Here is a 13451-nt window from a genome sequence, read left to right as displayed (position 1 = left end):
CATGCCGGACACCGATGAAACGCTGCGCCCGCCCTGGCACATGCTGACCCGCGAATTGCGCGACAACACCGGCGGGATCAGAACGCTGCGGATCGGCGTTCTGGGGCTTGTACCGCCACAGATCATGACGTGGGATCACGCCTTGCTGGTCGGCAGGATCACGTGCCGCGACATGATCGAAAGCGCCCGCGCCTGGGTTCCCGTCATGCGCGCCGCCGGGGCCGATCTGGTGATTGCCCTGGCCCATACCGGGATCGGCGATGGCCCCGACCGTCCGATGATGGAAAATGCCGCGCAGGCAATTGCGCGCCTCCCCGGCATCGACGCCATCATTGGCGGGCACAGTCACCGTGTTTATCCCGACCCGTCCAGTGGCCCCCCGGACGCCGGGCCCGCCCCCCTGCGCGGCATGCCGTTTGTCAAACCCGGCTTTCGCGGCTCGCATCTCGGGGTGCTTGACCTGAGCCTGACGCAGGATGCCTGCGGGACATGGCGGGTCACCGGTCACACGGCCGAAGCACGTGCCGCCGCCGGAATCCCGCCGGATCCGGCCTTTTGCCGCGCGCTTGCCCCCGCGCATTCCCATACGCTCAAGCTGACCGAGCGCGAGATTGGCCGGACGGCCACGCCGCTGCACAGTTATCTGACGCTTGTGCGCAACGATCCCGCCACCCAGCTTGTCAACGATGCACAACGCGACGCCCTCGCCTCCGCCCTGAAGGGCAGCGCATATGAAGACCTGCCGATCCTGTCGGTCTCGGCGCCGTTCAAGACCGGCGGGCGCGGCGGGCCGACCTATTACACGGACATGCCTGCGGGTGCGCTGCGTCTGCGCAACGTCACCGACATCTACCCGTTTCCGAACGCACTTTGCGGATTGCTTGTAACCGGCGCTGATCTTCGGGATTGGCTTGAACGCGCGGCGATCTGTTTCCGCCAGATCATACCGGGCACCTCGGACCAGATGCTTCTGGACACGAAAATTCCGGGCCATGACTTTGATGTCATTGACGGGCTCAGCTATGCGATCGACCTGTCGCAACCCCCTCGCTATGACCTGTCGGGCGCACTTGTGGCCCCAGACTCCCGGCGTATCCGCAATCTGTGTCATCGGGGCCTGCCGACATCAGAGAGCGCCCGGTTCGTGATCGCCACCAACAGCTATCGCGCCTATGGCGGCGGCCCGTTCCGCGCGCTCGCCAAAACCGGGCTGATCCATACCTGTTCACGGCCGGTGCGCGATATTCTTGCCGATTACATTTCCGCCCGGCGCCATATCCACCCTGTCGCGCGGCCGGTCTGGCGATTTACCACGCTGCCGGATACACGGGTAATTTTCGAAACCGGGCCGGGCGTGCGCGCTCATGCGGGCGACCTCGCCGCCTTGTGCGCGCAGGACCTTGGCACATCGGCCCGCGGATTTGCACGGCTTGGACTCTGGCTCGGCTCGGGACAAACCCGACCGATCGACAACAGCCTCTCTTGCGAATCCCCGATCTGATCCTTATGTAGCCGGTTGAGAGGTTGGCGCGGGCAGGCGCCTCGCCAACCCGGTCAGGTCCGGAAGGAAGCAGCCGTAACGAGCCCCGCTTGGGTCGTTGTCCAGCCTCTCACCCTTCTCCATCACGCAAACGTTGAATTTGCCGCAATTATCTGCGTGTTCTTCTGTCCGGTAAGGTAGGTGAAACACACGCAGCTTCCGGCCCCTACACCTGTTGTGCCCAGAGCAGCTGCGCCTCGGTTTCGACAGCGCAAGGCCGCACGTCGCGCAATCGCCCAAGGGCCGCGCCGGGCGCTTCGCCGCTTTCGATCATCAACCGGAGTGCCGCCATCCCCGACCGCCCACAGCCGCCCCGACAATGGATCAAGACCCGTCCGCCGCCCTGCAACGCCAAAAGCGCCACCCGCGCCACGAATTCCCAGGCCTCGCTTACCTCGGGGTCCGGCACGCCGTAATCCGTGACCGGCACATGCGCCCAGCGGGTGCCGCTGTCCTGCAGGTCCGCGCCAAGATTCGCTGCCCCGCTTGCCGTCATTTCCGCCAGCGTCGTCATCGAGATCACCAGCGCCGGACGCCAGTCATGCAGATGCTCAAGGTCCGAGGCATAGCTCCCCGCGCCACCGGGCAGCGGCGCAAGCGCCAGGGTGCCGCCCGCCACCGGCAGCGCGTGGATCACGAACCCACTCACAATCGCGCCACGCCAAACGTGTCGCAGCGCGCCACATCCCCGCCCTCATAACCGCGCCGAAACCACCTGGCCCGCTGCGCCGAGGTGCCATGGGTAAAGGTATGCGGCCTTGGCACCTGACCGGCGCGCTTTTGCAGATGGTCATCGCCGATCATCCGCGCCGCATTCAGCGCCTCTTCGAGGTCGCCCGGCTCAAGCAGCCCGTCAACCGCCCGCGCCCAGACCCCCGAAAGGCAATCCGCCTGAAGTTCGAGCCGCACGGTCAGCGCATTGGCATCCGCCTGCCCCGCGGCCTGACGGCGACGGTTCACCTCGGGCAGGATGCCAAGCTCGTTCTGCACGTGATGCGCCACCTCATGGGCAATCACATAAGCCGCCGCGAAATCGCCCCTGGCGCCCAGTTGCCGCGCCAGCGTGTCGAAAAACTCGGTGTCGAGATAGGCCTTGCGATCCGCCGGGCAATAAAACGGCCCCGTCGCGCCGGATGCCCCGCCACAGGGGCTTTGAGTCACGCCGGAATAGAGCACCATCACCGGCGGGCGATACGTCCCGCCCAACTGTTCGGGAAAGACCCTGCCCCAGACCGCCTCGGTGGTGGCCAGAACCCGCGCGGAAAACTCTGCCGCACGCTCTTCGCCGGCACTCAACTGACGCGGCGCACTCGATTGCGCGACCGGCCCCTGTCCGCCCTGCAACAGCGGCGTCACGTCAATGCCCGCAAAATAGCCGATTGCCAGCACCACCAAAAGCCCGACACCGCCAAGCCCGGCCTTGCCGCCGCGCGCGCCGCGCCCACCTCTGCGCCGCCTGTCTTCGACATTCCTGCTCCGACCGATACCTTTTAACCGCATGACAGCCTCCACCACGAACCGTCCAAAGCTTTGCGCGACGCCACGAGAAATGCAAGGTGGACGCCCCGCGCGCCCGGCTTTAGGTTGGCCTGTGACACGAATCCAAAGGGCACCCGCATGACCGACACCCCCGAAAAAGGCTATCAGGTTCTCGCCCGCAAATATCGGCCCGAGACCTTTGCCGATCTCGTGGGACAGGATGCCATGGTGCGCACCCTGAAAAACGCGTTCAAGGCCGATCGCATTGCCCAGGCCTTTATCATGACCGGCATTCGCGGCACCGGTAAAACCACCACTGCGCGGATTATCGCCAAGGGCATGAACTGTATCGGCGCCGATGGTCAAGGCGGCCCCACGACCGAGCCTTGCGGCGTCTGCGAGCATTGCACCGCCATCATGGAAGGGCGCCATGTCGATGTCATGGAAATGGACGCCGCCAGCCGGACCGGCGTGGGCGATATTCGCGAGATCATCGATTCGGTGAACTATCGCGCGGCCTCGGCCCGCTACAAGATCTACATCATCGACGAGGTGCACATGCTTTCGGTCAACGCGTTCAACGCGCTGCTGAAGACCCTCGAAGAGCCGCCCGCGCATGTGAAATTCATCTTCGCCACCACCGAGATCCGCAAGGTGCCCGTCACGGTGCTGTCGCGCTATCAACGCTTCGACCTGCGCCGGATCGAGCCCGAGGTGATGATCGCCCTCCTGCGCCGCATTGCCACCGCCGAGGCCTCAGAGATCACCGATGACGCGCTTGCGCTGATCACCCGCGCCGCCGAAGGCTCGGCCCGCGATGCGACCTCTCTGCTGGATCAGGCGATTTCCCATGGCGCCGGCGAAACCACTGCCGATCAGGTGCGCGCCATGCTGGGCCTGGCCGATCGGGGCCGGGTGCTTGACCTGTTCGACCTGATCATGAAGGGCGACGCCGCCAGCGCGCTTTCAGAACTGTCCTCGCAATATGCCGAAGGCGCCGATCCGCTGGCGGTCCTGCGCGATCTGGCAGAGATCACCCATTGGATTTCCGTGGTCAAGATCACGCCCGAAGCCGCACAGGACCCCACCATCGGTCCCGATGAGCGCGCCCGCGGCCAGACCATGGCCGAGGCCCTGCCAATGCGGGTTCTGACGCGGATGTGGCAAATGCTGCTCAAGGCGCTGGATGAGGTGGCCGAGGCCCCCAATTCCATGATGGCCGCCGAAATGGCGGTGATCCGCCTGACCCATGTGGCCGACCTGCCGACGCCCGAAGACCTTATTCGCCGCCTGCAAGACAGCCCGCCCCCGGCCCCCGGCCCCATCGGCGGTGGCGGTGGCGACACCAATGCCCCGACCACCAATGGCGGCGCCACGCCACAGGCCTATCACGCCCCGATGACGCAAAGCTCTGGCAACACCGGCCAGATTGGCGGCGCGGGCCAAAGCACGGCCCTCGCCCCGCAGGTCGAAAACGCCCTCGCGCATTTTCCAACCTTCGAGCATGTCGTCGAACTCATTCGCGCCAATCGCGATGTCAAACTTCTGGTCGAGGTCGAAAGCAACCTGCGCCTTGCCGCCTATCAGCCGGGACGGATCGAGTTCACCCCGACCGCCGATGCCCCCGGAGATCTTGCGCAAAGCCTCGGCAGCGCCCTGCAACGCTGGACCGGCAATCGCTGGGCCGTGAGCCTGGTCAACTCCGGCACTGCCCCCACCATCCTTGAGGCGCGTAATGCCGCCCAGGATGCCCTCAAGGCCGAAGCGAGCGAACACCCGTTGATGCAGGCCGTTCTTGCCGCCTTTCCCAAGTCGAAAATCACCGCCATCCGCTCGGCCGCCGATATTGCCAGCCACGCCGAAGCCGAGGCCCTGCCCGAGGTCGAAGACGAATGGGACCCCTTCGAGGAGGATTAAGCGGTGCGCCATACCGACGCCGAACGCTTGCCTGTCGCCATTCCCGACCACATATGCTTAAAGGCAGAAAACCAGACATCCGGCCCCCTGCGCTGCATCAGGGCCCCACGATAGGAGATCACGCAATGTTCAAAGGACTGGGCCAGATGGGCGATATGGCCAAGATGATGAAGGCCGCTCAGGAAATGCAGCAAAAGATGGCTGCCCTTCAGGAAGAGATGCACAACCTCATGGTCACCGGCGAATCCGGCGCGGGCCTGGTCACCGCAACCTGCACCGCCAAGGGCGAACTCAAGGGCCTTGATATCGACCCGTCGATCTTCAATTCCGATGACAAGGAAGTGGTCGAAGACCTGATCCTGGCCGCCATCAAGGACGCCCAGACCAAGGCCACCGAACGCGCCCAGGAAGAAATGAGCAAACTCACCGAAGGCATGGGCCTGCCCAAGGACATGAAGTTGCCGTTCTGAGGCAGGCTTTCACCGTTCTCCAAATACTCTCGCCGAAGGCATCCAGACCCGCCGCAACCGGACCATTCGTTTGAACAGCACCCGCGACATTGACGCCCTGATCGACATGATGGCCCGGCTGCCGGGGCTTGGGCCCCGCTCGGCCCGGCGCGCGGTGCTGCACATGATCCGCAAACGTGCGCTCTTGCTCACCCCGCTCGCCGACCTGATGCAAACGGTCGCCGCCACTGCGCGCGAATGCACCAATTGTGGCAACATCGGCACCACCGAGACCTGCGACATATGCGCCTCTGAAAAACGCGCCAACGGTCAGATCTGCGTGGTCGAGGATGTCGCCGACCTCTGGGCGATGGAACGCGGGCAGGCCTTCAAGGGCCGCTATCACGTGCTTGGCGGCACCCTATCGGCACTTGACCAGATTGGCCCCGAAACCCTGCGTATTCCGAAACTGGTTGAACGCGTTTCGGCGGAAAACATCTCAGAGGTGATCCTTGCACTCAATGCAACGGTGGACGGCCAGACCACAGCGCATTATATCGCCGATCAGCTTGATGGCCGTGTCGCGCTGACTTCCCTGGCGCAGGGCGTTCCCATCGGCGGCGAACTTGACTATCTCGACGATGGCACCATCAGCGCGGCCCTCTCGGCGCGCAAAAGCCTCTGACAGACCTTGTAATACCGGCCAGCGGCCAACGACGGACCCTAGTATTTTTCATGACCCCTCTCGCGCTTGTCCTCAGTTATTTTCTAGCCCTCAACATGCTGACACTTGGCCTGTTCTGGTGGGACAAGCGCTGTGCGATCGAACGGCGTTGGCGCGTGCCCGAAAGCACACTTCTGACGCTCTGCCTGATCGGTGGCTCTCTGGGCGCCAAGACCGGCCAGGGCATCTTTCGCCACAAAACCCGCAAAGAGCCGTTTCGCACCTCGCTCAACGCGATTGCCGTGCTGCACGTGGGGTTTCTGGCCGCCCTCGTCCTGCCGGAATTCCGCGCCTCGGTGGTTCAGCTGGTAAGCCAGATCACCAGTCAGATCCTCGGCTAGGGCACCCTCAGAGCGCTTCCTCTTCCAGATGAATCTTCATGTCGATCAACACCTGCTGCAACTGCGACGTTTCGCGCAACAGCCGCTTGGCCTCGTTGATGGTGATCACGCCATCCTCGATTGACTGCTGATACTCCGCCATCAAAAGCGCAAAGCGTTGCGACAGGACGATCACGTCGCTGTTCACATTCGCGCGCTCCTTGGTATTGCGGCGCTTGCCATCAAAACTAAGGCTGATCCCCTGCAACTCGGCGAGGGCGCCAGTAACATGCGGATAGCTTGCCGCCTCTTCAAGGGCCGCAACGGCATCGACGGGCATGAAACGGTCGGCGTGCTCACCGTGATCGGAATAATAGCGCCCAAGCGTCGCCTTTGATTTTCCGGTCAACTTGCACGCGGCCTCGATCCCCACATCCTTGACCAGAGCCTCAATGTGCTTCTTGAGGTAACTTCCCATCCTCGACATACGCTTTTCCCTAATTCCTGCCCCCATAAATCAGGGGAAACCCAACATCCGTTGTCCCATAGTCACTTTGGCCCGGAAAGTCATTTCCAAAAAGCGACCCCGACGAGCCCCGCCCGTCATCCCCGTCTCATGCGCGCTCCAACAAAACACTGCCCACCGAATAACCGGCCCCGAACGAACAGATCAGCCCGCGGTCGCCCGGCGCAAGGTCATCGGAATATTTCGAGAAGGCGATGATCGACCCCGCAGACGAGGTATTGGCATAATCCTGAAGGATATTTGGCTGTTCGCCGGGATCGGGCACCCGGCCAAGGACCTTCTTGCCGATGAAATCGTTCATCGTCTTGTTGGCCTGATGCAACCAAAGCCGCCGCAGGCCATCCGCCGTGACGCCTGCGCCCTCGAGGTGCTCATGAATATGCGCCGAAACCATCGGCAGAACCTCCTTGAACACCTTGCGCCCTTCCTGCATGAACTGCATGTCGCGCCGATCCGCCATGCCATCGGGCCGGTTGCGGCGTAAAAATCCGTTATTGTTGCGGATATTATTGGAAAACTGTGTCGCGCAGCGGGTCGAGCAGATCACGAAGTGCGCGCCCTCGGCGTCCTCGGCGCGCTCGATCACCACAGCGGTGCAGACATCGCCAAAGATAAAGTGGCAATCCCGGTCGCGCCACTCAAGGTGCCCCGAACAGATTTCAGGGTTCACCACAAGTGCGCGGCGCGCCGAGCCCGTCCGGATCATATCCGCCGCCGCCTGAATGCCGAAAGTCGCCGAGGAACAGGCGACATTCATGTCGAAGGCAAAGCCACCTGCGCCCAGAAGCTGTTGAATTTCAATCGCGATCGCCGGATAGGCGCGTTCGTGATTGCTCGCGGCACAAATCACAAGATCAACCTCATCGCCCCGCCGCCCGGCCTGCGCCAGGGCCTTGGTTGAGGCATCAAGCGCCATTTCGGCCATGATCCCCGGCTCATCGTCGCTGCGCTGGCGCAGATGCGGATACATCACCTCCGGATCAAGCACGCCGGATTTGTCCATCACATAGCGTTGCTCGATCCCGGAGGCGCCCAGGATAAAGTCCGAAGAGGACAAGGCCTTGGCCTCGACCTCCCCCGCCGCAATCGCCCCTGCATGTCGCGCATTGAACGCTTCGGCATAGGCATTGAACGCCTGCACCAATTCGTCATTGGTAATCACCTCGGGCGGCGTGAATACGCCCGATCCCGTAATGGCCGGTTGATACATGGTCTCTTCCTCCGCATTCTGACCAGATCAGCCGATGCTTGCCTCTCCGTCAAGCATGACACCACGGCACGGCGCGAAAGAGCCCGCGAAAACCCCTTCTTCTTGGTCCAAATACTCGAATTCCCCGGCCAGCATCCGGCGCGCCGGTCACTGGCCTGCGGCGGACCTAATTCACAAGATTGGGCGGGGTCTCGCCCGCAAAGAACGCGCGCAGGTTTTCCACCGCCATAAGACCCATAGCCTCACGAACCTCAAGCGCAGCGGTGCCCAGATGCGGCAGGAGCGTGACATTCTCCATCGCCTTCAGCGCCTCGGGCACCACCGGCTCTTTCTCGTAGACATCAAGCCCGGCGCCCGCGAAGGCCCCCGCCTGCAACGCGGCGATAAGCGCGGCTTCGTCGACCACGTCACCGCGGGCGATATTGATGAAATGCCCGCTCGGCTTCATTGCCTCAAACACCGGCGCGCCGACGATATGATGGGTTTCGGCGCCGCCGGGCACCGCCACCACCACGATATCGGCCTCGGCGGCAAGTGCCTCAAGGCTCTCGACCTGACGCGCGGGAAACTCCATCGCCTTGGGCGAGCGGTTATAATAGATCACATCCATGCCGAACCCAAAGTGACAGCGCTGCGCAATCGCCTGCCCGATCCTGCCCATGCCGATAATGCCCACGGTCTTGCCCGACACATGCAGGCCAAGCATCTGCGTCGGGTTCCAGCCGGGCCATTTGCCCGCCCGCACCATCCGCTCGCCTTCGCCAGCCCGCCGCGCGCTCATCAGGATCAGGGTCATCGCGATATCGGCGGTGGCATCGGTCACGGCCCCCGGCGTATTGGTCACGCTGATCCCCGCCGCCCGCGCGGCTGCCGCGTCAATATGGTTATACCCGACCCCGAAATTCGCCAGGATCTTGCAACGCGGGTTATTCGCATCGGCAAAGACCTCGGCCGAGAACATATCGCCGAGCGTCGGCAAAACCCCATCGTAAAGCGCAAGCGCCCCGCGCATCTGGCCAAGCTTAAGGGGGGCGGGGTCGTCGCGCAGTTCGACTTCGAAATGGGTACGCGCAGCTTCAACCACGCGATCCGGCAGCGGCCGGGTCAGCAGGACACGTTTCAATGCAATCTCTCTCCGATTGGAACTTCTTGGTCGGGGCTTATCAGAACGATTTCGCCATTGCTATCGGACAGGCCGAGAACAAGAATTTCGGACATGAACTTGCCGATCTGGCGAGGAGGAAAATTGACCACCGCCATCACCTGACGTCCGACAAGCATGTCCGGATCGTAATGCGCGGTGATCTGCGCGCTGCTTTTCTTTTCGCCGATCTCGCCCCCGAAATCGACCCAAAGCTTGATCGCGGGTTTGCGCGCCTCGGGGTAGGGTTCGGCGCGGGTCACGCGACCGACACGGATATCGACCTTGAGGAAATCGTCAAATGTGATCTCAGCCATTGCCAAGCTCCCGCGACCGATCCGCCGCTGCCGCGACCGTCTTGCGCATCAGCGGCGGCAGGCCGCTATCCTCGTCCATCAGCACCGCAAGACCGGCCTGCGTGGTGCCATTCGGGCTTGTCACATTGACCCGCAATTGCGCCGGGGTTTCATCGGCGGCCTCGGCCAGTGCCCCCGCCCCGGCCACTGTCGCCTGTGCAAGCTGCATGGCAAGCGCCGGGGCAAGACCCTGCGCCTCGCCGGCCGCTGCCAGACATTCGATCATGTGAAACACATAGGCCGGGCCGGACCCGGACACTCCGGTCACCGCGTCCATCTGATCCTCGCGCTCAAGGCGCACCACCTGACCGACCGCGCGCAACAGCATCTCGGCAAGATCGACCTGCGTAGCGCTTGCATGGGCATTGCCGATGATCGCGGTGATGCCGCGGCCCACGGCGGCGGGGGTGTTGGGCATCGCGCGCACGATCGGGGTTTGCGCGCCCAGGGCCGCCTCGAAGGCCGCGATCGGCGTACCGGCCGCCACCGACACGAAAAGCGTCGTGCCATTGCCCATCGCCGCCAGTACCGGCAGGGCCTCGCCCATCATCTGTGGTTTGACCGCAATCAGGACGATGGCCGGATTTTCGGGCAGATCGACGTTGATGCCAACCCCCGTGCCGCGCAGCCAATCGGACGGGTTGGGGTCAATCACCCGGACCGAAGCGGGCGGCAAGCCCTGCGCCAGCCAGCCTTGCAGCATGGCACCGCCCATCTTGCCACAGCCCAGCAGAACCAGACCGTTTTCGGCCACATAATCCATGTTCATCGCATCGTCCCCGCTCCGTTCGTCACTTTGCGGGGGTAAGTGTTACGCGCGACCGTAAGCCTCTGCAATGGCGACCTGCATGGCATCCTTGGGGGATTTGTCACCCCAGATCGCAAGCTGGAATGCCGGGTAATAGCGCTCGGCGCTCATCACGGCGGCGTTGATCATCGTGTCGATCTGTTCGGGACATGCATCCTGTCCGCCTGCCAGCACCAGACCATAGCGATAGACCATCAGTTTATGCGACCCCCACCATGTAAAGGCCCCGGCCCAACACTGATCGTTCACATCGTTTAGGATCTCGTAAAGCACCGGAATCTTATGCTCCGGCGGCTCCATTTCAAAGGTACAGACAAGCCGCAGTGTCTCGTCATAGCCCGACCAGGCCAGGGTTATCGAATAGGTACGCCACTGGCCTTCGACGGCCATGGCGATCTGATCATCACCGATCCGGTCGAAATCCCAGTCGTGATGCTCGGCGATATGTTCGACGATATCAATCGGGTGGATATCGTCCTGCAAGAACTGCTCGGAAAGGGCCATTGCGCCACCTCATTTGCTATAGCGCGGGGGTCGCGATGCACCCCAAGCGCTAGGTGCCTGCTCTATCGACGGGGGCTATTCCCACCGCCAATACAAGATATGGTGCGGCCTTTCCGGCAAGCTGTAAAGCAATTTGTTGGGGATAACCACAATAAGTTGTGGATGAAATTGAAACCGCCACAAGAGAAAGCAGACCAGATCAAGCCCGGCGAAACGCAACAGTTCCGCCCAATCAGGGTTGCTACCATGCGATGAAAATGGTGGGGTGCCGTCCGGCAGGTGACAAAGCCAGACTGTTTGCCACCCCGCCGGGCTGGCGCTTTGGCAAGATACGCAGAATGATCAGAACATAGTGGGCTTGGCGGGCAAAAGCGCCACACAGACGTCTTGCGTCAAGGTGGTGAAAAACGACCGGGTGCCCGAAGACGAGCCTACTTCTTTCCCGCCGTTTCCATCGCATCAAGCCGCGCCTTGAGCGCCTCGTTCTCTTCGCGGGCCTTCTGTGCCATGGCGCGCACCGCATCGAATTCCTCACGGGTGACGAAATCGCGATCCGCAAGCCAGCGGTCGATCATCGATTTCATCGCGGTTTCGGCCTCGGTCTTGGCACCCTGCGCCACGCCCATGGCGTTGGTCATCAGTTGCGAAATATCGTCGAGCACTTTGTTACGGGTTTGCATGGGTCTCTCCGGCGTTACACTCCCCCCTTATATGGGCCAAAACACGCCCATCACAAGGTTGACTTCCCCCAGCCACCAGAGGCACAGAGACGCATATGCAGGCCATGATCCCCTTCCCCGATATCTCGCCCGAGATTTTCACCCTCCCGATCTTCGGGATGGAATTCGCACTGCGCTGGTATGCGCTCTCTTATATCGTCGGCATCCTTCTGGGCTGGCGGCTTGTGGTGGCCAGCGTCAAGCGCCCGCATCTGTGGCCCCGCAACAGCGCCCCGATGACGCCGGCACAGGTCGAAGACCTTTTGACCTGGGTGATCCTTGGCGTGATCCTTGGCGGGCGGCTCGGCTTCGTGCTGTTCTATCAGCCGGGCTATTACCTGCAAAACCCGATGCAGATCCTTCAGGTCTGGCAGGGCGGGATGTCGTTTCACGGCGGGCTACTGGGCGTCGTGACGGCCTGTATCCTCTATTCAAAACGGCGGGGCATTGCCTGGCTTTCGGTCGCCGATGTGCTCTGCATGGTGGCGCCGATCGGCCTGTTGCTGGGCCGGATCGCCAATTTCATCAACGCAGAGCTTTGGGGCCGCCCGACCGGCCTGCCGTGGGGCGTGGCCTTTCCGGGGGCGGCGGCACAGGATTGCCCGGATGTGATCGGTCTCTGCGCGCGCCATCCCTCGCAACTCTACGAGGCGGCGCTTGAGGGGCTGATCCTTGGCGCGGTGCTGATCTGTCTGGCCTATCGCCGGGGCGCCCTGAAACAGCGCGGCACGCTGACCGGCCTGTTTTTCATGGGCTACGGCATCTCGCGCTTTATCGTCGAATTTGTACGCCAGGCCGATGCGCAATTCATTACCCCCGACAATCCGATGGGCTATGCGGTGCAGATGGGCGGCCTGGGGCTGAGCATGGGACAACTGCTATCGCTGCCGATGATCGCCTTTGGCCTCGCGATGGTGACCTGGGCGAATCGGTCCCGCCCCGCATGAGCGGGCTGCGTGATCACCTGATCGCCCGGATAAGCGAGGGCGGGCCGATCACGCTGGCCGATTACATGGCCGCCTGCCTGATGCATCCCGAGCACGGCTATTACGCCACCCGCGATCCGTTCGGCGCCGCGGGCGATTTCATCACCGCGCCGGAAATAAGCCAGATGTTCGGCGAACTGATCGGCCTTTGCCTTGCTCAATGCTGGATGGACCAAGGCGCGCCCGACGCCTTTGCCCTGGCCGAGGCCGGGCCGGGGCGCGGTACGTTGATGGCCGATATCCTGCGCGCCACGAGGGGCGTGCGCGGCTTTCATGCCGCGGCACAGCTTCACCTGATCGAGACCTCTCCGACCCTGCGCGCGATCCAGCGCGACAAGATTGCGCGCCGCGACATCGCCTTTCACGACCGCGTCGATACCCTGCCTGAGATGCCGCTTTACCTTGTGGCGAACGAATTCTTCGACGCCCTTCCGATCCGTCAGTTCGAGCGCACAGGCGAGGGCTGGCGCGAGCGCCTGATCGGCTTGCAGAAGGGGGAACTTGCCTTTGGCCTTGGCGCGCCGACCGCCTTGCCCGGCCTGACCGAGCGCCTTGACGACACGCGGCCCGGCGATGTGATCGAGACCTGCGCCCCCGCAGAGGCAAGCGTGGCCGTGATCGGAGAGCGCATCCATACCCATGGCGGCGCGGCCCTGATCGCGGATTATGGCGACTGGCGCTCGCTTGGCGACACGTTTCAGGCGCTTGAAGGCCATGCGCCCGCCGATCCCCTCGCCAACCCCGGCAAGGCCGACCTGACCGCACATGTGGA

16 protein-coding genes and 1 other RNA gene are annotated in these 13451 nt (G+C 63.0%); 8 read left to right on the top strand and 9 right to left on the bottom strand.

All coding sequences use genetic code 11. The features are described from left to right. Together QZ522_RS13215 and ffs are read left to right on the top strand one after the other, a co-directional pair. Window positions 1-1501, top strand: a 1501-nt coding sequence (locus tag QZ522_RS13215) for a 5'-nucleotidase C-terminal domain-containing protein (RefSeq protein ID WP_294612325.1), incomplete at its 5' end; no start/stop codon positions are given. A gap of 16 nt (window positions 1502-1517) precedes the next feature. After that, window positions 1518-1616, top strand: an RNA gene (gene ffs, locus QZ522_RS13210) — signal recognition particle sRNA small type. A gap of 90 nt (window positions 1617-1706) precedes the next feature. On the opposite strand, the gene QZ522_RS13205 is transcribed toward ffs, so the two are convergent. Together QZ522_RS13205 and QZ522_RS13200 are read right to left on the bottom strand one after the other, a co-directional pair. Next, the gene (locus tag QZ522_RS13205; RefSeq protein WP_294612322.1) at window positions 1707-2177 is read right to left on the bottom strand and encodes a protein-tyrosine phosphatase family protein; all 471 of its coding nucleotides are present in this window, start codon (window positions 2175-2177) and stop codon (window positions 1707-1709) included. Window positions 2178-2185: 8 nt separating this feature from the next. Then, window positions 2186-3040 carry a neutral zinc metallopeptidase gene (locus QZ522_RS13200; RefSeq protein ID WP_294612319.1) on the bottom strand — a complete coding sequence of 285 codons (855 nt, stop codon included), beginning with the start codon at window positions 3038-3040 and terminating at the stop codon, window positions 2186-2188. A gap of 84 nt (window positions 3041-3124) precedes the next feature. Here QZ522_RS13200 and QZ522_RS13195 point away from each other — a divergent pair, with 84 nt between their 5' ends. The 4 genes from QZ522_RS13195 (at window position 3125) to QZ522_RS13180 (ending at window position 6450) form a co-directional block, all read left to right on the top strand. Further along, on the top strand, window positions 3125-4936 hold the full coding sequence (locus QZ522_RS13195; protein ID WP_294612316.1) for a DNA polymerase III subunit gamma/tau: 1812 nt from the start codon (window positions 3125-3127) through the stop codon (window positions 4934-4936). A 125-nt stretch (window positions 4937-5061) separates the two neighbouring features. Beyond that, entirely contained in the window at window positions 5062-5406 is a 345-nt protein-coding gene (locus QZ522_RS13190; RefSeq protein ID WP_294612313.1) for a YbaB/EbfC family nucleoid-associated protein, read from the top strand. Between the two features lie 70 nt (window positions 5407-5476). Further along, window positions 5477-6070, top strand: coding sequence for a recombination mediator RecR (gene recR / locus QZ522_RS13185; protein WP_294612310.1), 594 nt, complete (start codon window positions 5477-5479; stop codon window positions 6068-6070). A 50-nt stretch (window positions 6071-6120) separates the two neighbouring features. Beyond that, complete coding sequence (locus QZ522_RS13180) at window positions 6121-6450, top strand: DUF1294 domain-containing protein (protein ID WP_294612308.1); 330 nt, start codon at window positions 6121-6123, stop codon at window positions 6448-6450. Between the two features lie 7 nt (window positions 6451-6457). On the opposite strand, the gene QZ522_RS13175 is transcribed toward QZ522_RS13180, so the two are convergent. The 7 genes from QZ522_RS13175 to QZ522_RS13145 all read right to left on the bottom strand — a co-directional run bounded on the left by QZ522_RS13175 (window position 6458) and on the right by QZ522_RS13145 (window position 11654). Beyond that, window positions 6458-6916 carry a hypothetical protein gene (locus tag QZ522_RS13175; RefSeq protein ID WP_294612305.1) on the bottom strand — a complete coding sequence of 153 codons (459 nt, stop codon included), beginning with the start codon at window positions 6914-6916 and terminating at the stop codon, window positions 6458-6460. A 127-nt stretch (window positions 6917-7043) separates the two neighbouring features. Then, window positions 7044-8165, bottom strand: a complete 1122-nt coding sequence (locus QZ522_RS13170; RefSeq protein WP_294612302.1) for a beta-ketoacyl-ACP synthase III — start codon at window positions 8163-8165, stop codon at window positions 7044-7046. A 166-nt stretch (window positions 8166-8331) separates the two neighbouring features. After that, on the bottom strand, window positions 8332-9288 hold the full coding sequence (locus QZ522_RS13165) for a D-glycerate dehydrogenase (protein WP_294612299.1): 957 nt from the start codon (window positions 9286-9288) through the stop codon (window positions 8332-8334). After that, window positions 9285-9623 carry a tRNA-binding protein gene (locus QZ522_RS13160; protein ID WP_294612295.1) on the bottom strand — a complete coding sequence of 113 codons (339 nt, stop codon included), beginning with the start codon at window positions 9621-9623 and terminating at the stop codon, window positions 9285-9287. The genes QZ522_RS13165 and QZ522_RS13160 overlap by 4 nt, the downstream gene beginning before the upstream one ends. Beyond that, window positions 9616-10431 carry a pyrroline-5-carboxylate reductase gene (gene proC / locus QZ522_RS13155; protein ID WP_294612292.1) on the bottom strand — a complete coding sequence of 272 codons (816 nt, stop codon included), beginning with the start codon at window positions 10429-10431 and terminating at the stop codon, window positions 9616-9618. The genes QZ522_RS13160 and proC overlap by 8 nt, the downstream gene beginning before the upstream one ends. A gap of 42 nt (window positions 10432-10473) precedes the next feature. Further along, on the bottom strand, window positions 10474-10974 hold the full coding sequence (locus QZ522_RS13150; RefSeq protein ID WP_294612289.1) for a YbjN domain-containing protein: 501 nt from the start codon (window positions 10972-10974) through the stop codon (window positions 10474-10476). A 431-nt stretch (window positions 10975-11405) separates the two neighbouring features. Then, complete coding sequence (locus QZ522_RS13145; protein ID WP_294612286.1) at window positions 11406-11654, bottom strand: accessory factor UbiK family protein; 249 nt, start codon at window positions 11652-11654, stop codon at window positions 11406-11408. Window positions 11655-11749: 95 nt separating this feature from the next. On the opposite strand from QZ522_RS13145, the gene lgt reads away from it, so the two are divergent. Continuing rightward, window positions 11750-12640: a prolipoprotein diacylglyceryl transferase gene (lgt, locus tag QZ522_RS13140; protein ID WP_294612283.1), complete on the top strand. Its 891-nt coding sequence runs from the start codon at window positions 11750-11752 to the stop codon at window positions 12638-12640. Continuing rightward, window positions 12637-13451 (top strand): SAM-dependent methyltransferase (locus QZ522_RS13135; RefSeq protein ID WP_294612280.1); only part of this gene is annotated, 815 nt, incomplete at its 3' end. The genes lgt and QZ522_RS13135, both read left to right, overlap by 4 nt.

The organism is uncultured Roseovarius sp., assembly GCF_913054395.1.
In the GTDB taxonomy this organism is placed as follows: Bacteria; Pseudomonadota; Alphaproteobacteria; order Rhodobacterales; family Rhodobacteraceae; genus Roseovarius.
The sequence above is the reverse complement of the archived record's forward strand: the minus strand, read 5'-3'. Positions and strand labels throughout refer to the sequence as shown.